The 23,115-nt window shown below is 51.6% G+C and carries 22 protein-coding genes; 3 read left to right on the top strand and 19 right to left on the bottom strand.

What is annotated here, in order from left to right; translation table 11 throughout:
* Window positions 1–52 precede the first annotated feature (52 nt).
* The 8 genes from CHH75_RS07010 to CHH75_RS06975 form a co-directional block, all read right to left on the bottom strand.
* Complete coding sequence (locus CHH75_RS07010; protein ID WP_095265771.1) at window positions 53–670, bottom strand: ribonuclease HII; 618 nt, start codon at window positions 668–670, stop codon at window positions 53–55.
* Between the two features lie 230 nt (window positions 671–900).
* Entirely contained in the window at window positions 901–1,299 is a 399-nt protein-coding gene (locus CHH75_RS07005) for a GyrI-like domain-containing protein (protein WP_095265772.1), read from the bottom strand.
* A 446-nt stretch (window positions 1,300–1,745) separates the two neighbouring features.
* Window positions 1,746–5,414, bottom strand: coding sequence for a GH32 C-terminal domain-containing protein (locus CHH75_RS07000; RefSeq protein WP_095265773.1), 3,669 nt, complete (start codon window positions 5,412–5,414; stop codon window positions 1,746–1,748).
* Between the two features lie 309 nt (window positions 5,415–5,723).
* On the bottom strand, window positions 5,724–6,614 hold the full coding sequence (locus CHH75_RS06995; protein ID WP_095265774.1) for an ROK family protein: 891 nt from the start codon (window positions 6,612–6,614) through the stop codon (window positions 5,724–5,726).
* A gap of 26 nt (window positions 6,615–6,640) precedes the next feature.
* Entirely contained in the window at window positions 6,641–8,104 is a 1,464-nt protein-coding gene (locus CHH75_RS06990) for a glycoside hydrolase family 32 protein (protein WP_095265775.1), read from the bottom strand.
* Window positions 8,105–8,161: 57 nt separating this feature from the next.
* Window positions 8,162–9,754, bottom strand: a complete 1,593-nt coding sequence (locus tag CHH75_RS06985) for an ABC transporter substrate-binding protein (RefSeq protein ID WP_413773603.1) — start codon at window positions 9,752–9,754, stop codon at window positions 8,162–8,164.
* A gap of 51 nt (window positions 9,755–9,805) precedes the next feature.
* Window positions 9,806–10,687 (bottom strand): carbohydrate ABC transporter permease, encoded by an 882-nt coding sequence (locus CHH75_RS06980; protein WP_095265777.1) that lies wholly within the window; start codon window positions 10,685–10,687, stop codon window positions 9,806–9,808.
* 16 nt (window positions 10,688–10,703) lie between these two features.
* Complete coding sequence (locus CHH75_RS06975) at window positions 10,704–11,630, bottom strand: ABC transporter permease (protein ID WP_244908202.1); 927 nt, start codon at window positions 11,628–11,630, stop codon at window positions 10,704–10,706.
* A gap of 483 nt (window positions 11,631–12,113) precedes the next feature.
* On the opposite strand from CHH75_RS06975, the gene CHH75_RS06970 reads away from it, so the two are divergent.
* On the top strand, window positions 12,114–13,154 hold the full coding sequence (locus tag CHH75_RS06970) for a LacI family DNA-binding transcriptional regulator (protein WP_095265779.1): 1,041 nt from the start codon (window positions 12,114–12,116) through the stop codon (window positions 13,152–13,154).
* A 90-nt stretch (window positions 13,155–13,244) separates the two neighbouring features.
* Here CHH75_RS06970 and ylqF read toward each other — a convergent pair whose 3' ends face one another.
* From ylqF to trhA, 11 genes are all read right to left on the bottom strand, one after another.
* Complete coding sequence (ylqF, locus tag CHH75_RS06965) at window positions 13,245–14,111, bottom strand: ribosome biogenesis GTPase YlqF (protein ID WP_095265780.1); 867 nt, start codon at window positions 14,109–14,111, stop codon at window positions 13,245–13,247.
* A gap of 42 nt (window positions 14,112–14,153) precedes the next feature.
* The gene (gene lepB, locus CHH75_RS06960) at window positions 14,154–14,771 is read right to left on the bottom strand and encodes a signal peptidase I (RefSeq protein ID WP_095265781.1); all 618 of its coding nucleotides are present in this window, start codon (window positions 14,769–14,771) and stop codon (window positions 14,154–14,156) included.
* Between the two features lie 98 nt (window positions 14,772–14,869).
* Entirely contained in the window at window positions 14,870–15,214 is a 345-nt protein-coding gene (rplS, locus tag CHH75_RS06955) for a 50S ribosomal protein L19 (protein ID WP_095265782.1), read from the bottom strand.
* 267 nt (window positions 15,215–15,481) lie between these two features.
* Window positions 15,482–15,625 (bottom strand): hypothetical protein, encoded by a 144-nt coding sequence (locus tag CHH75_RS24800; RefSeq protein ID WP_176475485.1) that lies wholly within the window; start codon window positions 15,623–15,625, stop codon window positions 15,482–15,484.
* Window positions 15,626–15,826: 201 nt separating this feature from the next.
* Window positions 15,827–16,765, bottom strand: a complete 939-nt coding sequence (trmD, locus tag CHH75_RS06950; protein WP_095397825.1) for a tRNA (guanosine(37)-N1)-methyltransferase TrmD — start codon at window positions 16,763–16,765, stop codon at window positions 15,827–15,829.
* Window positions 16,766–16,767: 2 nt separating this feature from the next.
* The gene (gene rimM / locus CHH75_RS06945; protein WP_095265784.1) at window positions 16,768–17,295 is read right to left on the bottom strand and encodes a ribosome maturation factor RimM; all 528 of its coding nucleotides are present in this window, start codon (window positions 17,293–17,295) and stop codon (window positions 16,768–16,770) included.
* A 114-nt stretch (window positions 17,296–17,409) separates the two neighbouring features.
* Window positions 17,410–17,640 carry a KH domain-containing protein gene (locus CHH75_RS06940; protein ID WP_095265785.1) on the bottom strand — a complete coding sequence of 77 codons (231 nt, stop codon included), beginning with the start codon at window positions 17,638–17,640 and terminating at the stop codon, window positions 17,410–17,412.
* A 21-nt stretch (window positions 17,641–17,661) separates the two neighbouring features.
* Window positions 17,662–17,934, bottom strand: coding sequence for a 30S ribosomal protein S16 (gene rpsP, locus CHH75_RS06935; protein WP_054957805.1), 273 nt, complete (start codon window positions 17,932–17,934; stop codon window positions 17,662–17,664).
* Between the two features lie 48 nt (window positions 17,935–17,982).
* The gene (ffh, locus tag CHH75_RS06930) at window positions 17,983–19,362 is read right to left on the bottom strand and encodes a signal recognition particle protein (protein ID WP_095265786.1); all 1,380 of its coding nucleotides are present in this window, start codon (window positions 19,360–19,362) and stop codon (window positions 17,983–17,985) included.
* A gap of 22 nt (window positions 19,363–19,384) precedes the next feature.
* Window positions 19,385–19,741 carry a putative DNA-binding protein gene (locus CHH75_RS06925; protein ID WP_095397824.1) on the bottom strand — a complete coding sequence of 119 codons (357 nt, stop codon included), beginning with the start codon at window positions 19,739–19,741 and terminating at the stop codon, window positions 19,385–19,387.
* 145 nt (window positions 19,742–19,886) lie between these two features.
* Window positions 19,887–20,537 (bottom strand): PAQR family membrane homeostasis protein TrhA, encoded by a 651-nt coding sequence (gene trhA / locus CHH75_RS06920; RefSeq protein WP_095265788.1) that lies wholly within the window; start codon window positions 20,535–20,537, stop codon window positions 19,887–19,889.
* Between the two features lie 276 nt (window positions 20,538–20,813).
* On the opposite strand from trhA, the gene CHH75_RS06915 reads away from it, so the two are divergent.
* Both CHH75_RS06915 and CHH75_RS06910 read left to right on the top strand, forming a co-directional pair.
* Complete coding sequence (locus CHH75_RS06915; RefSeq protein WP_095397823.1) at window positions 20,814–21,842, top strand: glycosyltransferase family protein; 1,029 nt, start codon at window positions 20,814–20,816, stop codon at window positions 21,840–21,842.
* Window positions 21,839–23,074 carry a glycosyltransferase family 2 protein gene (locus CHH75_RS06910; protein ID WP_255222984.1) on the top strand — a complete coding sequence of 412 codons (1,236 nt, stop codon included), beginning with the start codon at window positions 21,839–21,841 and terminating at the stop codon, window positions 23,072–23,074. The genes CHH75_RS06915 and CHH75_RS06910 overlap by 4 nt, the downstream gene beginning before the upstream one ends.
* Window positions 23,075–23,115: the final 41 nt, after the last annotated feature.

Here is a 23,115-nt window from a genome sequence, read left to right as displayed (position 1 = left end):
CTTATATATCGGCAGCAGCCCGCCTTTTCGCGAGGGCGGGCTGCAACGAACCTTAGAAGAGCGACAATTGCTCGACTTCCATATTTTTCAAAAAACTTCGCCGATGAAGCGACGTGGGGCCATGCAAGCTCAGCTTCTCCCGATGCAGTTTGGTGGCATAGCCTTTATGTATTGCAATCCCGTAATCCGGAAACCGGGCTTCCCACACTTCTTCACATAACCGATCCCGGGTAACCTTGGCTACAATGGAGGCGGCAGCGATTGATTGACTGTTCGCATCCCCTTTAATGATCGCCCGCTGCGGCAGATCACAATCCACCTTCTCCGCATCAACCAGAAGAAAATCCGGTCTGGTCGACAGCTGCTCTAGCGCAAGCTTCATCGCAAGCCGGGCCGCCTGCTTGATATTGATTCTGTCAATCGTCTCCGCATCCACTTGGCCTACCCCAACTGCCAGCGCCTGATCCATGATCTGCTCGTACAAGGCATCCCGCTTCTTCGCGCTCAGTTTCTTGGAATCGTTGATTCCTTCTATCTCCAGCCCCTGCGGCAAAATAACCGCAGCGGCGACCACGTCGCCGAACAGACAGCCCCGTCCCACCTCGTCAATGCCAGCGATATGCACGTAACGCTCCCATAATTCCCGCTCATACATCAATAAATCCGTCATCGATTCTCTCCCTGTCCTTCGCTATGCCGGATTGATCATCTCACGAACTTATATCCTTCATGACAACAAACCGCACCAGATGATATGATTCTATAAAATAGAAAACCCCTCTTGTCCCGTAATGGATTGAACAAAGTAGCTTCAACTTACATGGAGTTTCATATAATATAGATTATCATATCTTATTCCCGATCGTCACGCTAAGATCATTAGGAGAGTCCCCGTCCGAATCACTGTATGGCTATGTAAATCTCAACTCCTCCACGGGAATCATATTTCTCATAATCGTAGGTATACGCTCTATTCAAGGTGCCTGAATCCTCACGTTCCCATATCTTTTTCCAGGTGTTTATAACCCCTTGTTCTTCTGATGGGTCCACGTTAAAGATTTCATATGCTGCGTTATCCGGTATTTCCAGTGCAGGTTCGCTGTTGCTATCTTCTATAGCAATGCTTAATGTATAGTCACCTTTATAGTCGCTCTCGTAATCGTGATAGACGCCATAGATGATCGTCTCTGGATCCGTCAGACGATTAGAAGCCTCCTTCCACAGCTCCGTAATCTTCGGTATCAAATCAGGATCATTGAAATTATTTGTTCGCACACGATTGATAATGGCCAGTTTCATATATTTCCTTCCCTCCAAAACCAAATGTATTCAAAAGACTTCACCGCAAGCTTGCGAATGTTTGTTCGCATATATTGTATCAGGAATTTTAAAGTATATCAATTTGGGCTCAGGACCAAAATCTGTGCTTGACTAAATAAATGATGACTGAGATGAGTGTTTGTTGTCTCTCCATACACTTTTCACGGGTGATCCCTTTAGTTCAGGAAGCTACCTGATCAAACGGGATCATCATACAAAGCCTCCGGACAGCTAGTTCGTACTCCAGGCCATGATCGGTTGCAGGCTTGACTGTCAAGCACCGATGATTAGGCCCGAGCCTCGATTTTGAATCTATTCAACAACAAAAAAGACCGCCGAGTGAATTCTGCGGTCTTGTCAAACCAATCCTTAACCAATCCCATCTCTTACGTCATATCCTTGAAGCATACAATAAGAAGTTTAACTTATTCCATAAGCTGAAGATCAACCCCGGGCGTCAGTCTCCAGGATTGACGCGGCTGATCGGGCGATGGCTCTCCCAGCTGAAGCTTTATCCCGTCCTCGGATATCTCCAGCACCCTGTCGTTGTGTGCCGAGACAATGGTTACGGTCCCGTCTCCCCTGTCCTCCAGCCGCCAACGTTGATTGTCATAGCCAAGATAATCGTACAGCTGCAGCCGATCTTGTCCCGTATCCAGATCCAGCGCCTTGCCTTCCTTCGTCCGGATCGAATACATTCCTTTCCCGTCAGGAACAAGCACCCATCGCTGTCTGATAGAACCGTCCGGGTCTTGGATCGTCACCAGATCCCCGTTTCGTGATGACTCGGCATGAAGAGCTTTGTCTATGCCCGCGTTCACGAACTGGGTTTCCATCAGATTCGCATCCGAAATGTCACGAACATAAGCGTTTTGGAACAATGCCTGCCCCCCGAACACATGGAGCCCAAAGCTACCTTCGGCAAATGTACCGTCCATCAGATCCACGACCTTCTCTCCGTTAACATCAATCCTAAGATGCGGCCCACGAGCTTCAATTTTGATACGATATTCCGTTTCCGCATTGAGGAAGCGCGGCATTCGGGCCAATACCTGACGCTCCTCAAACCGGCCGTCCACTTTATAGAAGAGGCGAAAGGCGTTCATGTTCGGGTCCAGATTGAAGTAGTATCCGCTTCTCCCGTCAGGGCTGGCACGAAACAAAATCGATCCGGCGCCGCCCTGTCTCCCCAGCCTCATATCAGTCTCATAGATGAAGTCCCCCGCCTTTTCATCGGCCATATAGACGGTATCTGCCGTGTGACTGCCTCGTAGACCAAGCGGCGTAACCATCCACCTTGCAGACGAGCGGTCCGGCCTCCACCCGCTCAGATTCGTCTCAAACACGCCATCAGCCACGCTTATCGGCATGCTTGAAGATGCCTTCCCGCTTGGAGTGGCGGCTGTGATGAGCGCTTCCCCCGCTTCCTCGGCCCTCACTATTGCACGTCCGCCATTGACGGACATAATCTTGACGATGTCCGGACGGCTGGATGTCCAAACCATCGGCTTCTCTCCGCGGCCGGGACCGTGTACATAAACGGCTCCAAGCTCAGTCGTCTGCCCCTTTGACAGTTCCAGTTCCTTGTGGTCCATGATCATATAGGCTGAAGAAGCCCGGTCACACGCTCTCCATACGGAGGCTAGCTCATACACTTTTAAAGACACGATCTTGACACGGCCTTCCCGGACATAAAAGCTCATCCCTCGTTGGGACGGTTCTGGGAAAATCACGTTGGAAAATACGACCCTGCCGTCATTGCCAAAGGCTTCAACTGAACCCTCATCCACAAATATCCGCAGACGAACTCGGTTATTCTCTGGATAAAGCCTGGTTTCGTGAACCGTAGTGAATCGGTCTGAGAAATCCGTCACCCCGGAAGCGGATCGATCCATAAACATCTGTTGCGCGTCTGCGCTGTAGCCGACAACCGTTCTTCTGCCGCCCCCCTCACGCAGACCAAAGCCGAATTCCGATGCTCCGCCATTTGCCGGAAGCTCTATCTCAGCTTCAATTTCATATGCGCCGGATCCGAGTCCTTTCAAGATATTCTCACTGGACTCCGTAATCCCGCGATTTGCCGCTTCCAGCACGGGAATGCGCAGTGAGGCCAACTCGGCGATTGGCGCTTGATACATTCGAATCCCTTCATCCGTCAGACGCAGCGACACTTCCCGCGGGATCGACAGCTGTCCTGACCAGCCTGCAGTCGGAAAGCTGAAGGGATAATCCCAGTTGGTCATCCACGCCAGCATAATTCGGCGCCCGTCCGGCATGTCGGAAAAGGACATGGAGGCGTAAAACTCTTTGCCCCAGTCCGTCTTCAGCACATGTCCGGGCGGATGATCGTTGATGAATTTGCCGTCCGCGGTCAGTTCACCGATAAAATATTCCGCATCCGAGCCGTCTGTTTTCGGGTGGGCGCCCGTGCTGATCATCAGCACCCACTTGTGCTCCTCTGTACCTTCCACCGGCAGCTGGAACAGGTCCGGGCACTCCCATACGCCGCCGCGAATATAGTTGCCATAACCGAATTGATCGGTCAGCGTCCAATCCAGTAAATTTTCCGAAGTAAAAAAGCGAATGTGATCTCCCCCGGATACCACCATGACCCACCGTTTGTTCGCCTCATCCCTGACCACCTTCGGATCCCGGAAATCCCAGCCTCCCGGTTCTTCGTCGCTGCGCCCCGGGTTTTCGATGAGGACGGGACGCTCTGTGGAATACTCCCAGGTTCGGCCCCGGTCGAGACTATAAGCCAGACCGATTTTCTGGTTGCCGCCCGGAAGATCCAGGTTGTAGGAAGTATAGTACGCAATCAGTCCCTTGCCGCCGACATCGCCGAATAGGCCGGACGCATTCGTTGTATCGGCCACAGCCGATCCGGACCACACATGTCCGAGATCATTCCACGGCAGGGCGATCGGAAGCTGCTTCCAGTGCACCAGGTCACGGCTGACAGCGTGAGCCCACTGTCCCCCATCCTGATGAAAAAGATGGTACTCCCCTTCGAAATAAACCAGGCCGTTCGGATCGCTGGCAGAACCTCGAATCGGGCTGTAATGATACTGCGGCCTGTATTTTTCCGTATAGTAGTCCTCCATATCCACGGTGTACACGTCCTGGAAATAAGCAGTGCCGGCATATACTTTCAGTCCATGATATCCGCTTGTGAAAGTCCCGTCCTCCACATCTATGGCTGCCGGGGCATAGCCGTCCAGTAAGACTTGAATTCGCTGGCCCTCCGCCCTGACTTCAAGATGATGCTTGCTTGTTGGCAAGCTGGGATAGCTAGGCTCGGAGACAGCAAGAATCGAACCGTCGGATTTCCGCAGCTCTACGCGCACCCTGCCGTCCTCCTTCGTAAGCAGCACCTCATATCCCGCCTCGGCCCGTTCATTCATCCGAAATATTAAACCGGCTTTGGACATCTCCTCCAGTATTACATTCCCTTCATATATAACATTTGATGAATGGTTTTCATAAAGCTTCAGCGCAGGTTTACCGTCGCCGGAGGCTGATCCTTTAAGTCCTTTTAGATCGGGCTGCCAGCTTCCTTCAGCAACGAGTTCTACCTCTACATTCCCCAACAGGTCGCTGACTCTTATATTCTGAAACAGCGCTGACCCGTTCCCTGTGCGAAGACCGAGGCGGCCAGTCGCAAATGAGGCATCATGAACTTCAAGCACAGGCTCATAGGCCGTACCCCAATACACCTTAAGGTCAGCGCCCTCAGCCTTTACTTTCAGATGGTAAATCTCCCCTTCCTTGAACTCAACCCGCTTCTCGGACAGCACCTGATCGCTGCCGCTTCGGGAAGTCATCAATTGCAGCAAGCTATCCCTGGAAGATAACTGCAGGATATAGGAAAGCTCCGTCTCTTCAACAGATCGAAAGATCAGTGCGGCATCTGTGTGTCGGTCCTTGATCTGTACGTCCGCTTCATAAATAAAATCGCTGGACTCGGTGTCGGATAGCACTCGAACCTGCTGTCCAGGCTCGGCGGTGACCCGCAGTCCTTGCTCCGTTTCCTCCATCCTTCCCTGGCCCCGGAGCTGCCATCCGGATAAATTGGTATGGACTGGGCTTCCCATTTTAGATACCTCCTCCTTCTTTCCCTCCGCCGCCGCTTGAGGCACGTTCTGCTTGTCCCCTGTCAGATGATGAACGGGGAAACCGTTTAGCAATACGGAAATGCAAATCAAGGTATACACCAGCCCTAAACCTATTTTGACTCGGCCGTTTTTCAACCTTCTCACGCTCCAATCCGAGATATCATCGTAACCGCTTTCAAGTTTCGTTCCACAGTTCCGCTTTCGGGACTCCTGCCCTATATCCCGCACCGAACAGCCGAGCCGCTTAAGCGGCCGGCTATCGGCACTATCTCCTTCCCGGTTTACATTTCAGGGGAGCGCCTTCGACTTCTTCCAAGCTTCAAGGCCAAGCGCCAGCGCTCCGTACAACCCTGCTTCGGCTCCAAGAGCTGGAGGAACGATGTAGTTATCCATATCCTCAAGCAGCGCTTCAGCCTGGACATATCCGTTCAAGTAACGACAAACTTCCTTGCGGACCATGGGGAATAACTGGGATTGCTGCATCACGCCGCCCCCAAGAATGACTTTTTGGGGCGACAGCATCAGAATTGTTCCGCTTACCGCCTGGGCAATGTAGTGGGCCTCCATCGCCCAGGCCGGATGATCTGCGGGAAGCTCGCTTCCTTTCCTCTTCCATCTAGCTTCAATAGCCGGCCCGGACGCCATTCCCTCCAGGCATTCTTGGTGAAACGGGCATACACCTGAAAAATCGTCTTCCGGCAAACGCCGAATCGGCACATGACCTCCTTCAGGATGAACCATGCCGTGAATGAGCCGCCCTTCGGCATAAACACCTGCTCCGACCCCGGTTCCAACGGTATAGTATACACAGCTGTCCAAGCCTTTTGCCGCTCCCCAGGCCGCTTCCCCGAACGCCGCCGCGTTCACATCCGTATCCCAGCCGTAGGGAACTTCGTAATGGCTCCTCAGCGTATCGAGGAACGGATACTGGGCCCAGCCAGCCTTCGGAGTCGTTGTGATATATCCATACGTCGAACTGTCAGGTCTGAGATCGAGAGGGCCGAATGCCCCGATTCCGATGGCATCCACCTGGTGCGACTCAAAATAGGAGATGACCCGAAACATGGTTTGCTCAGGCAGTTCGGTGGGAAAATGGATGCGGTCCTCTATCACCCCATGCTCATTTCCGATTCCACACACGAATTTGGTGCCACCCGCTTCAATTGCTCCAATACGCATATCTCTGCCCCTTCCTTACCTGCAAGTCATACGGATAACTCATACACTTCCAGGGAATCGATAATCATCCGGTCATCTGCGGCAAATACCGTCAGCCCTGTCGAGGCCGGAGCCGGATAGATCAAATCGGTAAGGACCGCCTGTCCACCACCCGCAAACACCTCCACCGAGGCTTGATCGACGAATATCCGCAGTTCAAGTGTCCCCTCCTGCTCCGGGATCATCGCTGTGTGTCTGCCCGGGAAATCCGGATGAAAATCAGTAACGCCGGACTGTGTCCGATCAATAAAGACCTCTGACGCGCTCCCGTTATAACCGATCACCGTTTTTTCCTTGGATCCGACTCTGACATGGATATCGAGCGAATTCGCCGCATCCAGAACAACCCGAATTTCATAGTTTGAAAGCTGCAAATCCTCTAAGACCGCCGCCGCTGCCTTCGCCGTGATCCTGCTGTTATTGATCCGCGGCCTGCGGTAAGCAAGAAGCTCCCTCGCCGGTTGCTGGGTAAGCCATGTTTCATTATTTCTGAGCTGCAGCCCAATCTCCCTAGGTATCGTCATAGCCCCTCTCCAGCCAGCCGTAGGCGTCAAATTTGCATATTTCCAATTGCTCATCCATCCGATAAACAAGCGTCGGCCATCCTCAGCCGGTATATCGGACCAACTGACGCCGGCATAATTATCCCTGCCGCTGTCCAGCCAGCGGATGGTTTCCCTCGATACCCGATCCGGTTTAAATCGTTCACCATCAAAGTCCCCAGTGAAGTATTGTGTTCTCGATCCCTCAGCAAAAGCCGGGTCATCCCCGATGCTGACAAGCAGCACCCATTTCGTGCCGCTATCGTTGCCGTCAACCTGAAGCGGAAACAGGTCGGGGCATTCCCAGACGCCGTTATGAAAGCCAACGTCCTTGCCAAATTCGCTGGCAAATGTCCAGCTCTTCAAATCGGGAGAGCGATACAGACAAACGGTCTGACCGCAGGCAAGCACCATCACCCATAGCTGGGAGGGCTCGTGCCAGAACACCTTGGGGTCGCGGAAATCAACATATGACTCATGCCGCAGAACCGGATTGTGCTCATATTTCACCCAGGTTCTGCCGTTATCCCTGCTGTAAGCCAGGCTCTGGCATTGAACCGCTGGCTTATTGTCCGCCGCTTCGGCATGGTGGGTAAAGATCGCGACCAACCCCGGCTCCCCGTCAAAAAAGCCTGTTGTATTATTCCAGTCAACCACCGCACTTCCGGAAAAGATCATCCCGTGCTCGTCAGGTCCTAAGGCAATAGGAAGCTCCTCCCATACGACCAAATCCTTGCTTACGGCATGCCCCCAGTGCATTGGCCCCCAGGTTGTACCGTAGGGATGATGCTGAAAAAACAGATGATACTCCCCCTGAAAATAGACCATTCCGTTCGGATCGTTCATCCAGTTTTCTTTTGGCGAAAAGTGATAGGTACCCCGGTGGTGTTGTTTCTCAATCGTTGACATATATATGCTCCTTCATCCTTGTGATCATGGTGCACAACCTTGCGACTTCACTTCAACTTATTTTACGTTGCGGTCATATCCCGCCTGCTTGATCGACAACCACTCCTGCAGCCCCAATCGATCCAGCTCTTGCAAATAATCTCCCCATTGCTCTTCAACCTTTCCGTTCTGGTACCATTCTGTACGCATGCGCTCAAGGTAAGCAAACAGGTCGGTTTCAATTGCGGACAGCCGATCCAACTCTTCAATGGAGAAGAATACTTTCGGGTACGTATTCTCCGCCTTCATATGAGGCACCATGACGTCCTCCATCAGCTCAAGCCGCCAGGCCGCATCATCCGGCATGGTAGTATACTTGCCGTAATACTCATCCAGAATCGCCAGCGGTCCGGCAACGCTGGTTTTCTGTCTCAGTTCAACCGGCGCAGTGCCTTCCAAAGGCAGATGCCTCAGCATCCCCTTCTCCTCATCCAATTCGAATATATTCTGCTGTGTATCATCCCCGTAAGTCCCCCAGTTGTTTTGGACCGACTGCAGGGGTTCATAGAGGGCGTCCACCCATTTGGCGGTTTCCTCGGGGTGTTTATTGCTGCTCGTAATCACCATTCTTCCGCGATCCAGCCCGATGCCATTGGTCCTGGTTACATTAATCTCTCCGCTTGGGCCAGCTAGAGGCGGCATGAGCTCATAAGTATCGTTCATGCCGGTAATGTTCGCCTTATCCCAGGTAAAGTACAGCCCATAACGGTGGTCTTTGCCCTTGGCGAGATAGGTGTTCCAATCCTGCTGAGTAGCTTCGATATCAACAAGCCCTTCCTTATACAGTTCATGAATAAACTTCACCGCCTCCTTGTAGCCTTCGTCTGCCGCGGTGAACACGACCTTGCCGTCATTGGTAACCACCGTATGATCCCAGTTCTCGCCAAGGCCAAACGATGCAAACAGGAAGGTCAAATCCTCGCCGCCAGGCTTATTAATGAAGGAGAGCGGGATTTCATCCGCCTTCCCGTTCCCGTTCGGATCCTGCGTTTTAAAAGCGATCAACACTTCCTTAAGCTCATCCGTTGTAGTAGGCATGTCGAGCCCCAGCTTATCCAGCCACTCGACATTGATCCACGGAAAATTATCTACCGACTGAATCCGCCCTTTATCGGATCCAAGCTCTTCGATCCATGGGAAGGAGTAGATATGACCGTCCGGAGCGGTGATCATGCTTCTGTACTCCGGTGCTTGATCCAATACCTTTTTGAAGTTCGGCATATGAGAGTCAATTAAGTCCTCCAGCGGAATAATCACGCCGTCTTTGGCCAGCTTCAGCAGATCGTAATCGCCGTAACCGGCATCGAATATCGCATCGGGAAGATCGCCGCTGGCTACGGCTAAATTCCGTTTCTCAGCAAACACATCATTGGTGTAGTTTTTCCACTGGATATGAATGCCGGTTTTCTCCTCCAGACGCTTGAAGATCAGCTTGTCATTCGGATCGGCCGGAGCCAGCGGTGAGCTCTGGGTCAGAAAATTAAGCGTTAATTTACCGTCCTGTGAATCGGCAGGTTCGTCGCTGCCCCCGCATCCTGACAGAAGCAGCAAGGTTGCCAGCCCGGAGATGGCAAGGCTCTTTCCCAGCTTCTTTCTTTTCAATTTCTTCATGTTCATGACCTCCAAACTAATGTAATCATTGCTTGTATGCTTTGGCGTGTCCTATTTCAGGGATCCCACCATAACACCCTTTTCAAAGTACTTTTGGAAAAATGGATACATAACCAACAGCGGAAGACTCGATATTACAATTGCAGAATATTTAATCATTTCCGAGAGGCGCTTCAATTCGTTCATGGCCAGCTGATCATGAATCATCCCTGGCGCGGCCTGGTTCTGGATCAATATCGACCGGAGCACGAGCTGCAGCGGATGCAACTTGGAATCCTCCAGATAAATCATCGCATCAAAAAATGCGTTCCATTGCCCTACGAATGCATAAAGTGCCAGGACAAACACAATCGGTTTGGACAGCGGAAGGACGATCTGGAAGAAGATTTTCATATCCGATGCACCGTCAACATTGGCGGCTTCCTTCAGCTCGTTAGGCACGCCCTTGAAAAACGTCCTAGACAGGATGATATTCCACACGTTTACTGCTCCCGGAATAATGACAGCCCACACGGTGTTAAGCATTCCGAGTTCCCTGACCAGAAGGTAGGTAGGGATTAAACCGCCTCCAAAGAACATGGTGAATACAAACAGGGTCATAAAAATATGTCGCCCAGCCAGTCTGTTTTCAGAGAGGGCATAGCCCGCACAGATGGATATGGAAACGGTAACAAACGCAAAAGCGGTTGAGTACAGCACAGAATTCGCAAAACCGCGGAGCATTGCCGGATTGGATAATATTTTTTGATATCCTTCCAGACTCCAATCCGACACCCGAAACGAAAGCCCCTGATTCAACAAAACAGTGGGATCCATGAAAGAGGCAACAACAATGTAAACCAAAGGCACGACCACAACCAGAACAGCCAAGATCAGAAATATGGCATTTAGGGTCAGCAAAAACCGGTCGAAGCGTGAATGTTTGACCGCCATAAGATTTAACTCCTTCCTAGTAGAGACCTTCGCCCTCATTCAGTTTCTTTACGATAAAATTCACTGTAACCAGCAGAATCACGTTGATGATGGAATTGAACAGCCCTACAGCTGCGGAATAAGCATAGTCGCCTGATTGCAGCCCCACCTTGTAAACATAGGTTGCTATTATTTCCGAGGCTGGCAGATTCATCGACGTTTGCATTAGATACGCCTTCTCAAATCCGATGGACATGATCCCCCCTGCAGCCAGAATAAACACGATGGCCATGATGGGTTTGATGGTCGGGAGATCGATATTGCGAATGCGCTGAAGCAGATTGGCTCCGTCAAGGCTAGCCGCATTGTGCAGTTCCGGATCCACATTAGCCAAAGCTGCTACATAGATAATGGAAGCCCAACCGGCACTCTGCCATATGTCCGATAGGATATAAATAAATCTGAAATATTCCGGCTGCGACATGAACATCACCGGTTTTCCCGTCAACCAGATCACCAGCTGATTAATTGGGCCTGTCGGGGAAAGAAAAATGAACAGCATTCCGACAATGACAACAACCGAAATGAAGTTTGGGGCGTATAAAAACAGCTGGATGTTTTTTTTCACCGCCGCCTTGCGCAGCTGATTCAGCATAAGCGCCAGCAGGATCGGAACCGGGAAGCTGAATATCAGACCGAAAAAGCTGAGCTTCAGCGTATTCATGAATATCACATCAAAATTCGGGGAGGACAGAAACTTTTCAAAATGTTTCAGGCCTACCCATTCACTGCCCAGAATCCCTTTGATCGGGCTGAAATCTTTAAAGGCAATGATGGCCCCATACATAGGCACGTATTTAAAAATAATCGTCAATAGAAGCGCCGGAGCGAGCAAAACGTAAAGAAAATAATTTTTCTTAATAAACTCAATCCAGCGCCCTGTTGAGTTCCTTCGCCTCAGCACCGCATCCTGTTGACTAGGTTCCACCGTGTTTTCCAAAGCTTTACCTCCGTTCTCTTGCTGCAAGCTTACACAGAACTTACAGTAAGGGTTTTCATTTTGGTGTTTATCCCCTTGTTATATTTACCTTTACAATTTATCAGACAATGTAACTCCAGTCAATGCATTTTGTAAAAATAATATTGTGCATTTGTTATTTAAAATTGTTCATTTTAGTAAAACCAAGGTGGAATTCGCACTTGTATCGGCATAAAAATGCCTATTCAGCATAGTAACGTCTATAGAAAAATATGATTATGAAATCAAATGAGTGATTAAATTTGTGCATTTGTAAAATACATATTGCTATTTGATCCAATCTAGTATACATTTGACATAAGAGATTAACTTTCAGATAGAACATCGTATAAGATCGAACAAATATCTGTATCAGGATTTTGCATAGTCCTCTTATAAATACAGTAACGTTGGGGTGAAATCATATTCATGGCAAAGGAAAAAGTCACGATCCAGGATATTGCCGATGCGCTTGGCATTTCCAGAAATACAGCTTCTAAGGCGCTGAACGGAAGCGACAGCGTCCCGGACGAAACCCGGAACAAGGTGATCAAGAAGGCAATCGAACTTAAATATAAACAATTTGCTTATATGGAAACGGAGAATTTGCTTCCGAAAATCCCGGGAAACATCGCGCTGCTGACAGCCAATCTTCCAAATACCTCGCACTTTGGCTCCCGTCTGATCAGCGGTCTTGAGAAGAGAATCAGTGCTGAAGGCTATAATCTTTCCATCCATATCGTACGGGACATTGATCGCAGTTCGCTTCATCTGCCCAATAACTTCGAAACATCCAAGGTGGATGGGATTATATGTATTGAACTGTTTGATATGGCGTACAGTAAGCTGATTACTGACCTAGGGCTCCCGACTATCTTTATCGATTGCGCGGCCGATATGTTCTACCCTGGTCTGGAAGCTGATCTGCTTCTGATGGAGAACGAGCACAGCACCTTTACGCTGACCAAGCAATTAATCCTGAGCGGATATACCTCTCTCGGATTTATAGGTGACTATAATCACTGCAAAAGTTTTCACGAGCGGTGGATCGGCTTCAATAATGCGCTAACCGACAGCGGCATCCAACTTAACCTTGAACAATGCATCCTGAACCCGGATCGGGAATTTTTCTCCGAGTCTGATTGGATGGACAAACAACTGGAGGCGATGAACCATCTGCCTTCCGCCTTCGTGTGCGCCAATGATTTTATCGCCGTCAATGTCATGAAAGCTCTGAAGAATAAAGATATGGCGATTCCAGATGATATTGTGGTGGCAGGCTTTGACAATGCACCTGAGTCTCGCATTGTGGAACCTCATCTTACAACGGTTCATATCTTCAGCGATGAAATGGGAATCGCCGCAGCCAACATGCTGCTCTCCAGAATCAAGGAGCCTTCACAGCCTTATCAGGTCACGCATATTCAGACCAAACCCATCTTCAGAAGCTCGACAAAGCATTCTCAATAAAATGTGTAAGAGCAAAGATAACATAGGCTCAGAACAACAAATGGCGATGCAGGGGCAGTTCCCCTTGCATCGCCATTCTGTTCATCTCTTCTAATACGGAGCCTCGAGCGAGAAACGGCCCATTTTGCCGGCTCTTAGCTCTCTCAGGAAGATGCTTGACGCCTTCTCCAGATCGACCCGGCCGCCGCTCATCATACAACCGCGCTTGCGGCCGATGGCCTCCATCAGCGCCACGATTTCATCCGGATTGTCGAAATCCGTCGGCTGCTCCTTGAGTTCAAAGCGCTCGCTCATATCTTTCCAGTAATAACGTGAGAAATACTTGATTGCAAAAAAAGCAATGTCCTCCACATTCAAAATCTCTTCACGAATCGCCCCGGTCACCGCTAGGCGATAACCGACATTCTGGTCCTCAAACTTCGGCCACAAAATCCCCGGTGTATCGAGCAGCTCCATATCGCCGCCGGACACCTTAATCCATTGCTGGCCCTTGGTTACGCCGGGTCTGTCCCCCGTCGCAGCGATGCTGCGTCCAGCCAGACGGTTAATCAGCGTGGACTTGCCCACATTCGGAATACCGACAATGAGCACCCGAACCGGCCTCGGCTTCATCCCTTTCGCAATCTGCTTGTCAATCTTGTCCTTCAGCAGCAGGCGAACCTGGTTCGGAATTTCCTTGAGCCCAGTCCCCGTAGAAGCGTCCACCGGAAAGGCGGTATGCCCTTCTTCCTTGAAATAAGACAGCCATTGTCTTGTCACTTCAGGATCGGCCAGGTCGGCCTTGTTTAATATAATGAGGCGAGGCTTACCCTGCAAAATCTCATCGATCATCGGATTGCGGCTGGAGAGCGGAAGTCTGGCATCCGTTAATTCGATAACCGCATCGATCAGCTTCAGCTTCTCCTGAATTTGGCGGCGCGCTTTTGTCATATGTCCTGGAAACCATTGTATCGTCAACGTCGTCACCTCACTTTCAACTTGCCATGCTTGCTTGATTCATTAATGATTCACCAGCCCGATGTCCCGGATCGGCCAGAAGATGACATCCGCACGACCGATAATATCCCCATAAGGCACATATCCTATCATCCGGCTGTCCGTGCTGTTGGAGCGATTGTCCCCCATCACAAACAGATGCCCTTCAGGCACTACGCCCTCTGTCACAAACGAATTCGGAAAGTCGGTATTGTTATACAGCCTGTTCTCCGCATGTGCCTGATCGATCGCTTCCTGTATGTATGCCTCGTTCACAGGCTCGCCATTGACCAATACCTTGTCGCCTTCGACCTTGACGGTATCTCCTTCGACTGCAATCACCCGTTTAATGAAATCCCGTCCTTCTGCCGGCACATGGAATACAATAACCTCTCCACGTTCAGGCTTCCGTATGTCATACAAAACCTGGTTCACGATCAGCTTCTGCCCGGATATGAAGTTCGGTTCCATAGACGGTCCCTGGACGATAAATGGTTTAAAGAGCAACCAGCGTATGAGTACGACAAGTATCAGGGCAATGAGCAAAGCCTTCAGCCATTCCACAAGCTCATTCTTCTGCTTCTTGGCTGGCTGCTGCGATGTCGCTTCCTTCATTGCGTCCTGCTGTTGATCCTGCTGCATAATCCACCGTCCTCTCTACATTTATTGTGGGTCAAGGCTTTTTTGCATATACAAAAGGGGCTTGTAAAGATTCACAAGCCCCTTTTACCGCCTTGTTATTAACGACGAATTTCTTTAATTCTCGCTGCTTTACCGCGAAGTTCACGAAGATAATAAAGCTTCGCACGACGCACTTTACCACGGCGAGCCACTTCGATTTTATCGATTTTCGGCGAGTTGATCGGGAAAGTTCTTTCCACACCAACACCGTAAGAAATTTTACGAACTGTAAAAGTCTCACTGATTCCGCCACCGCGACGTTTAATGACAACACCTTCAAACAGCTGGATACGCTCGCGAGATCCCTCGATAACCTTAACGTACACTTTCAAAGTGTCGCCAGGACGAAAGCTCGGAATATCCTTGCGAAGCTGCTCTTGAGTAATCGCTTGAACGATATTCATCTATGACTCCCTCCTCTCACACAGGCGTTCTTGCCTCTTCCGGAAAACCCTCTGTTCTCCATCATTATCCGCAGCGGACCACCGTATTCACAACAAAAGATATACTATCATATTTATGGGCTTGAATCAAGTATTTTTACTTTACACGATTATATAACCATTTTCAAATTTCACCGAAAATCCCAGTGAAATTCCCGATCCGCACAATTAATAACCATTTCCGGTCCAGGCGACCAGAAATGGTTTCCTGAGAGCAACGCCATAGCTCTACTGGCCTTGTTCTTCTGACGGCTGCTCCTTCACACGATGCTGCGCATTGTAGTATTCCAAAATATCGTCGACAGTCCGAAACTGCACATCCGCGATGCTTCGTTCCTGAAGCTGTTCCGTTTCCGCTAGGTGCTCTTTCATAGCTGGATGCCTCCCTTAAGATGTAAGTCATGCTATATCCAGATACTTATTACCCGGCAAACACCGGTTTGCACCATAGCGGCCCTGATGTCGAACATGCAGCATGTGGTCGGCTGACCGCCGCCATGTTAGCAAAGCACACTTGCTGGGGGCTGCGCCGTGAATAACCGAGACATGCGGAGCCATCGTACTTGAGCGCTCCTAGCTGTCTTGGGAGGAGTGCGAGGCAGTCCTCAGCTTGTCCAGATAAGCCTGGTCCTGCTTGGTCAGCTCAAGCTTGTCCAGCAGATCTGGCCGGCGCTCCCACGTCCGTTTCAGCGCCTGCTCCCTCCGCCAGGTCTCGATATTGGCATGATGGCCGCTCAGCAAAATATCCGGCACCTTCCAGCCGCGAAATTCGGGCGGACGGGTATAATGCGGATATTCCAGCAATCCGGTGCTGAACGAATCGGTGACGGCCGAAGTTTCATTGCCAAGCACCCCGGACAGCAGCCGGACGATCGAATCAATGACAACCATGGCCGGCAGCTCGCCGCCTGTCAGCACATAATCGCCGATCGACAGCTCATCGGTCACCAGATGCTCCCGGATGCGCTCGTCATATCCCTCATAATGCCCGCAGACGAACACAAGATGCTCTTCCCGGGACAGCTCCTCCGCCTTCTGCTGCGTAAACGTCTCTCCTTGAGGGCACATCAGAATGATGCGCGGGCTGCGTCTCACGGCCGGCTCAGCGCCCGGATCGGCACCCGTTGCCGAGTCTGATCCCTGCTGCACTTGAGCTGCCGGATGATCGATCCCTGGCGCATGCTCAGGCTCCGCCTGAGAAGAAGCCTCAGCAGCCGCCCCTGATACCTCTTCCGGGGCGTGCCCTTCCTTCCGATCCGTCTGGCTCCCGCCGCCCGATCCGCCTTGCAGCAGGTCCTCGACCGCCGCAAAGATCGGATCCGGCTTCAGCACCATGCCGCCCCCGCCGCCATATGGCGTATCGTCCACCGTTCCATGCTTGTTTCCGGCATATTGCCGGAAGTTAACGGCGCTGAGCTGCACGATGCCTTTTTCCTGCGCCTTGCCCAAAATGCTCGAATGAAAAACGCCGTCAAACATTTCGGGAAAGAGTGTCAGCACATCGACCTTCATGATTATAACAACCCTTCCATAAGATGGACTCGCACGAGTTTGTTATGTTTGTCCACATCCAGAATAACGTCCGGAATAGCTGGTAGAAGGATTTCTTTTCCCTCCGCTGTTCTGACAACCCACACATCATTGGCACCCGGCGTCAAAATCTCGGAAATCGTTCCCAGCTCCTCTGCAGGCTCATCATCGGTGATCACCCGGCAACCGATAATTTCATGAAAGTAAAACTCGTCGTCCGGAAGCTCCTCCTGCATATCCGCCGTAATTTTCAGAAGCGTGCCTTTGTACTTCTCAACTTCATTAATGCCATGCAGCTCCTTGAACTTGATGATGTACATGTTTTTATGATAACGGGAAGTTTCCACCGTAACCTGGGTGGCACCGGCATTCCCGGTCTCGGGTACGATGTAGAGCGTGCTGTTCTTCGCAAAGCGCTGGTCAGCAAAATCCGTATACGGCATTACCTTCACTTCGCCGCGAATACCGTGTGTGTTTACGATTTTACCTACCGTATAAAGCTTTTCAGACATGATCTTCCTCCTGCTACCTGTTATGAAAACCCGCTTGTCAGACGGTGAGTCTCGATTTCTTCAGCATGTACGAAAAAGGGCTAGGACAAACATCCTAACCCCCTTTCGTATATTTTAAGAAATGATATCAACGGTGACCCGTTTATCCATCTTAACTGCCGCTGATGTGACCACGGTGCGCAGTGATTTGGCGATTCGACCCTGCTTGCCGATAACCTTTCCGACATCATCAGGATGCACGTAAAGCTCATATACAATCAGGTTCTCCTTCTCCACTGTCTTCACGGTCACATCTTCTGGATGATCCACCAAAGCCTTAGCAATAACGCGAACTAATTCTTCCATAGATAACCCTCGCGATCAGTTTTATTTCTGATGCTTAAGCTCATGAAACTTCTTCATCACGCCCGCTTTGCTAAGCAAGTTGCGAACCGTATCGGATGCTTGCGCACCATTTTGAAGCCATTTCAACGCTTTTTCTTCATCAATCTTCACTTCAGCCGGTTGAGCAACCGGGTTATAATAACCGATTTCCTCGATAAAGCGGCCGTCACGCGGGGAACGGGAATCGGATACCACCACGCGGTAGAAAGGAGCCTTGTGAGCACCCATGCGTTTCAGACGAATACGTACTGCCATTTGAACATTCACCTCCTTCAAAAGATATCAAGCTATCTATACAAGCAATTAACGGAACGGGAATTTCATTCCTTTGCCAGTCAGACCCTTCAACTGCTTCAAGGCTTTGTTCTTGCCGCCTTTCGGGCCCATCATGTCCGAGAACTGCTTCATCACCCGCCGCATTTCATCAAATTGCTTGATGAGACGGTTGACCTCAGCCAGCGAAGTCCCGCTGCCTGCTGCAATCCGCTTGCGCCGGTTATGATTGATAATATCCGGATGCTGCTTCTCTTCGGTCGTCATGGAGTGCACGATCGCCTCAATCCGGCCCATCTGCTTCTCATCGACCTTCAAATCCTTGGCCTGCTTCATCTTGCCCATGCCAGGAATCATATCCATCAGCTGGTCCAGCGGTCCAAGCTTCTTAACCTGATCCATCTGCTCCAGGAAATCCTCGAACGTAAATTCCGCATTGCGCATCTTCCGTTCCATTTCCTTCGCTTTCTCGGCATCGATGTTCGACTGGGCTTTCTCGATCAGAGAGAGCATGTCGCCCATGCCAAGAATCCGCGAAGCCATCCGTTCCGGATGGAAAGGCTCCAGCGCGTCAATCTTCTCGCCGAGCGCGGCGAACTTGATCGGGCAGCCTGTTACAGCTTTAACCGAGAGTGCCGCACCGCCGCGGGTATCCCCGTCCAGCTTCGTCAGCACGACCCCGGTCAGCTCCAGCTGCTGGTTGAAGCTGTCTGCCACGTTGACGGCGTCCTGACCGGTCATCGCATCGACCACCAGCAGCACTTCGTCCGGGTTCACTTCGCTGTGAATCTGCTTCAGCTCTTCCATCAGCTCTTCGTCCACATGAAGGCGGCCTGCTGTATCGATAATGACATAGTCGTTGCCGTTGTCCTTGGCATGCTGCAAGCCTTGCTTCGCAATTTCGACAGGACTTGTCTTGTCCCCGAGCGCGAAGACCGGAACGTTAATCTGGTCGCCAAGCACCTGCAGCTGCTTGATCGCCGCCGGACGATAAATGTCCGCCGCAACCAGGAGCGGCCTGCTGTTCTGCTTCTGAAGCAGCTTGGCCAGCTTGCCGGATGTCGTTGTCTTACCGGCACCTTGCAGACCCGCCATCATGATGACGGTTGGAGGCTTGTTGCTCTTGGCCAGCTTGGCCTGACTGCCGCCCATCAGCTCCGTCAGTTCCTTGTTCACGATGTCGATAATGACCATGCCCGGCGTAAAGCTGTCCATAACTTCCTTGCCGACGGCCTTCTCCTTCACCTTGGAGACAAAATCCTTAACGACCTTGAAGTTGACGTCGGCTTCCAGAAGCGCCAGACGCACCTCACGCATGGCGGTGGTTACGTCCTCTTCTGACACCTTGCCTTTACCGCGGAGCTTGCTGAACACATTCTGCAGTCTGCTGGTTAGTCCTTCAAACGCCATAACAGCCACCTCCGTTCAATCTTTAATCCCATATCTTTAATCGGTCGACCATATCGGTCATCAATTTCTTGTCGCGATCATTCAATTCGCTGTCTCTGACAAGCTCCATGAGCTTATCCAGCTCGCGGACGCGGGCATCATGCTTGCTCAGCAGCCCGAGCTTCTCCTCATAGGATTCCAGCACCTGCTCCGCCCGTTTAATATGTTCATATACGGCCTGACGACTGATCTCAAATTCGCTTGCGATCTCTCCCAATGAGAAATCATCATGAAAGTAATATTTCAAAAACGTCTGCTGTTTCTCTGTCAGCAGCTGCTCATAGAAATCGAACAGCAAATTGATCCGGTTCGTCTTCTCAAGCCGGTTCTCCTGACTCATATAGGGCACCCCCCTCGTCAAGGAAAAACACTTTACAGTTCACTTAACGAACCCTATCATACATAAAACAAAGAAGGATGTCAAGCCGTTTCCCTTGTCATCCTTCATGATCTTTAAGTCAAGCAGATTTCTCCTCTATGCCCCGTCAGACGCCAATCGGAAGCAGGTAGAACAATATCGCAAAAAAGTGGAGCACGGTTCCCGCGAGCACAAACAGATGCCAGATCGCATGGTGGTACGGAAAGCCCCGCCACACATAAAAGACAGTGCCGAGCGTATACAACAACCCGCCCTCGACGAGAAGCCGGATCCCTTGCGGATCGATCGCCGCCGTCAGCGGCTTCCATATAACGACGATCAGCCAGCCCATCGCGATGTAAAACACGGTGGACATGAACAAAAACTTTTTGACATAAAACGCTTTGAACACGCAGCCCAGCAGCGCGACACCCCAGACGATACCGAACAGGGTCCAGCCGAGCGGACCGCGTACAGCGACCAGCAAAAACGGCGTATACGTCCCCGCGATAAAGAGATAGATGGAGGAGTGGTCCAGAAACTCGAAAAAGTCCTTGGCCTTGCCCTCTCTCAAACTGTGAACGAGCGTGGAGTTGAAATATAACAACAGCATCGTTGTTCCGTATATCGTGAAGCTCACGACATGCCAGGCTGTCCCTTTAAGGCTCGAGAATACAATCAGCAGCACGAGCGCAGCGACGCTAAGGGCAGCCCCTATGCCATGGGTGATGGCATTGGCAATTTCCTCCTTGCGGGGATATATGTGAGTATTGGCCATATCATTTTCCTTTCACTAAGAAATTCTCTACTTCTTATTATAATCGCTGGGCCGATGCAATGCCAGCAAGCGGTCCGGCCCCTGAATGCCGTAAGTTCGGGTGACGTAACCCCGCCTCCACTTCGTCTCCCTGGAGCATGTCACTGGACCGGGGATGGCAGTACCGTATGTTATTCCCGGGAGATTGACCATTTTTCATAAAAAGGTGTATCCATCCAATTCTATAAAGCTAGCAGCGCATATACTGCCTCAGAACCATGAAAGGAGGCAATCTGCTTGGCTGTCATCATCTACCCGAAAACGATGAACTGGTCTTATATGAAACAAAGACCGCAGCAGCTCATGACTCAGCTAGGCTCCCTCGGGCATCAGGTCTACTTTGAGAATCTGGCCCCCATGGATCGGGAGTTTCAGGAAGTCGAACCGAATGTTTATCTGTTCACAGATACAAAGGCCTTTTTGCACCGCAAGCTCCCGGAGCTTCGCAAGCAGCACCCTGTCGTCGTCTGGACGACATGGTCGAAGCTCAGAACCCGCATTGCGACCGTGTTCAATCCGGATGTGACCATCTATGACTGCTGTGACGAGTTTCCGCAGTGGGCCAAATACGAGCATAAAATGGTCCAAGCTGCCGACCATGTCGTGTGCACCGCCGAGACCATTCATGCCCGGCTGTCTCTGGCCTATCCGGAGAAGCCAATTACGCTCATTCCGAACGGAGCGGACGACGCTTTTTTCCGCATTCCCGACGGCGAGCGTCCTGGTGATCTGCCACCTGGACCTGTCGTAGCTTATATAGGCGCATGGGCTTATTGGGTGGACCATGCGCTGTTTGCGAAGCTGGCTGCCCGCTTTCCCGGCGTCCAGTTCATATCGATCGGCGCCCCGTACGGGACATCCGCCGATTATTCACAGCTGCCGAATGTGTTTATTCTTGGCGAGAAGCCCCATCACGAGCTGAAGCGCTATCTGCCGCATATCGACGTTGCGCTTATTCCATTCCAGTACCATCCGATCACCCTTGCCACCAACCCGGTGAAAGCCTATGAATATCTTGCTGCCGGCGTCAGAGTGCTGTCGACGGCACTGCCCGAATGCATTCTGATGGAACCCCATGTGACAACGGCAACGACCCATGAAGATTATATCGCTAAGCTCGCCGCCATGCTGAGCGAGCAGGATTCCGCGGAACGCAGGCAGGCGCGGATTTCCTATGCCCGCCAGCATCGCTGGGTTGAGCGCGGCATTGCCGCCGACCAAGTGATCCGCCAAGCGCTGGAAGCCAGGGGCAGCCGCTTCCCATGATGAACAGCTGCAGCAGGCTGATTAGCAGACCGGGCGGCTTCACGCCTCAGGATACGGCTGCTTACCGGCAACGGCTGCTCGAAGAAGCGCTGCACAGCCGCAGTGAATGGCTGCGCTGGGATAATGGCAGCGTACTCCTGGACCGCCATGCCGAAGTCCACTTTCCTGGGAAACTCCCCGGCCCGGCGGAAGCGGTCTGTATGACCCTGAATAAGACGCCGCTCTACTGGCGTAGGTGCTGGCTGATTGAGCGCCTTCGATTGTGGAACAGCCGGCTTCCTGCTGCAAGATTTCTGCCCTTTGATCTTATGCCTGCGGACAATCAGGCTATGCTGGAGCTGGGCGCTCCCCCACCGGCCGGGATGAACGAAGAGGGCCTGACATCGCGGCGGAGAGGCCACGGCCACAGGAAGCACTCTGCCTTTCTGCCAGCAGGCGGACACCCGCAAGAGCTTGGCCATATCCTGCCTGTGCTGCAGGCAGCTTCCGCATTCAATGCCCAATCCATCGGGACAGCGGATAAGGCTGGACACCCCCCTTCCGTCTCGGTGCTGATGAGCGTTCACAATATGCAAGATACCCTTGGCTGGAGCATCCGATCCGTTCTCGCCCAGACGATGCCCGACTGGGAGCTGCTAGTGGGGGACGATGGATCCACCGATGGCAGCAGTCTGGAGGCGATGTTCTATGACGACAGCCGCATCCGCTGCTTCTCCTATACGAGAAACCGCGGCAAGGCCTCGGTCATGAGAGGTCTGCTCAAGGAGGCAAGGGGGCGCTATATAGTGGAGCTTGACGGAGATGACTGGCTGTCTCCAGAGGCGCTCCTCCAGCTGAAGACAGCGCTGGACGAGAATCATGCCGCCGGGATGGCCACCGCTTGCTGCGGGCTGTGGATACGCAGCCGGTCGTTTGGCCCGCTGCGGAAGGGCACTGTAGATTCATCCCGGTGGCTTCATCCGGATGGCAAGCTCGAATCCGCAGACAGCGGTGCGCCTCCGCTGGTGCCGCGCATGTACCGCAAAACAGCGCTGGAAGCGGTTGGGGGCTGGTATGCGCGCGAGGATCTTTTGGGCCGGATTTTTGAAGATATCGATCTGACCCATCGGCTGCTGCGCCAATCCCCCCTCGCTTGGACGCCCGGCGTTCTCTATCACCGTGTCCTTCACGGCAGGAGCATCAGCCAGCAGCATCGCGACCTCTTCCCTCTGTGGAGAAAGTTTCACTCGTAACCGGACATGAAGCTAGAAGCACCGCCTATAACGAATGACCC

The sequence above is a fragment of the Paenibacillus sp. 7541 genome (assembly GCF_002276395.1).
In the GTDB taxonomy this organism is placed as follows: Bacteria; Bacillota; Bacilli; order Paenibacillales; family Paenibacillaceae; genus Paenibacillus_AQ; species Paenibacillus_AQ campinasensis.
Note: the sequence above shows the minus strand (reverse complement) of the source record. Positions and strands in the feature narration are given on the sequence as shown.

Coding starts and splice junctions, on each gene's coding strand:
- lepB (WP_095265781.1), bottom strand. CDS start 14,771: ATGCAGCAGGATCAACAGCAGGACGCAATGAAGGAAGCGACATCGCAG.
- CHH75_RS07000 (WP_095265773.1), bottom strand. CDS start 5,414: ATGGGAAGCCCAGTCCATACCAATTTATCCGGATGGCAGCTCCGGGGC.
- CHH75_RS07010 (WP_095265771.1), bottom strand. CDS start 670: ATGACGGATTTATTGATGTATGAGCGGGAATTATGGGAGCGTTACGTG.
- CHH75_RS06970 (WP_095265779.1), top strand. CDS start 12,114: ATGGCAAAGGAAAAAGTCACGATCCAGGATATTGCCGATGCGCTTGGC.
- CHH75_RS06985 (WP_413773603.1), bottom strand. CDS start 9,754: ATGAAGAAATTGAAAAGAAAGAAGCTGGGAAAGAGCCTTGCCATCTCC.
- CHH75_RS06990 (WP_095265775.1), bottom strand. CDS start 8,104: ATGTCAACGATTGAGAAACAACACCACCGGGGTACCTATCACTTTTCG.
- CHH75_RS06980 (WP_095265777.1), bottom strand. CDS start 10,687: ATGGCGGTCAAACATTCACGCTTCGACCGGTTTTTGCTGACCCTAAAT.
- rpsP (WP_054957805.1), bottom strand. CDS start 17,934: ATGGCAGTACGTATTCGTCTGAAACGCATGGGTGCTCACAAGGCTCCT.
- CHH75_RS07005 (WP_095265772.1), bottom strand. CDS start 1,299: ATGAAACTGGCCATTATCAATCGTGTGCGAACAAATAATTTCAATGAT.
- CHH75_RS06910 (WP_255222984.1), top strand. CDS start 21,839: ATGATGAACAGCTGCAGCAGGCTGATTAGCAGACCGGGCGGCTTCACG.
- CHH75_RS06925 (WP_095397824.1), bottom strand. CDS start 19,741: ATGAGTCAGGAGAACCGGCTTGAGAAGACGAACCGGATCAATTTGCTG.
- rplS (WP_095265782.1), bottom strand. CDS start 15,214: ATGAATATCGTTCAAGCGATTACTCAAGAGCAGCTTCGCAAGGATATT.
- ffh (WP_095265786.1), bottom strand. CDS start 19,362: ATGGCGTTTGAAGGACTAACCAGCAGACTGCAGAATGTGTTCAGCAAG.
- CHH75_RS06940 (WP_095265785.1), bottom strand. CDS start 17,640: ATGGAAGAATTAGTTCGCGTTATTGCTAAGGCTTTGGTGGATCATCCA.
- rimM (WP_095265784.1), bottom strand. CDS start 17,295: ATGTCTGAAAAGCTTTATACGGTAGGTAAAATCGTAAACACACACGGT.
- trmD (WP_095397825.1), bottom strand. CDS start 16,765: ATGAAGGTCGATGTGCTGACACTCTTTCCCGAAATGTTTGACGGCGTT.
- trhA (WP_095265788.1), bottom strand. CDS start 20,537: ATGGCCAATACTCACATATATCCCCGCAAGGAGGAAATTGCCAATGCC.
- CHH75_RS06995 (WP_095265774.1), bottom strand. CDS start 6,614: ATGCGTATTGGAGCAATTGAAGCGGGTGGCACCAAATTCGTGTGTGGA.
- CHH75_RS24800 (WP_176475485.1), bottom strand. CDS start 15,625: ATGAAAGAGCACCTAGCGGAAACGGAACAGCTTCAGGAACGAAGCATC.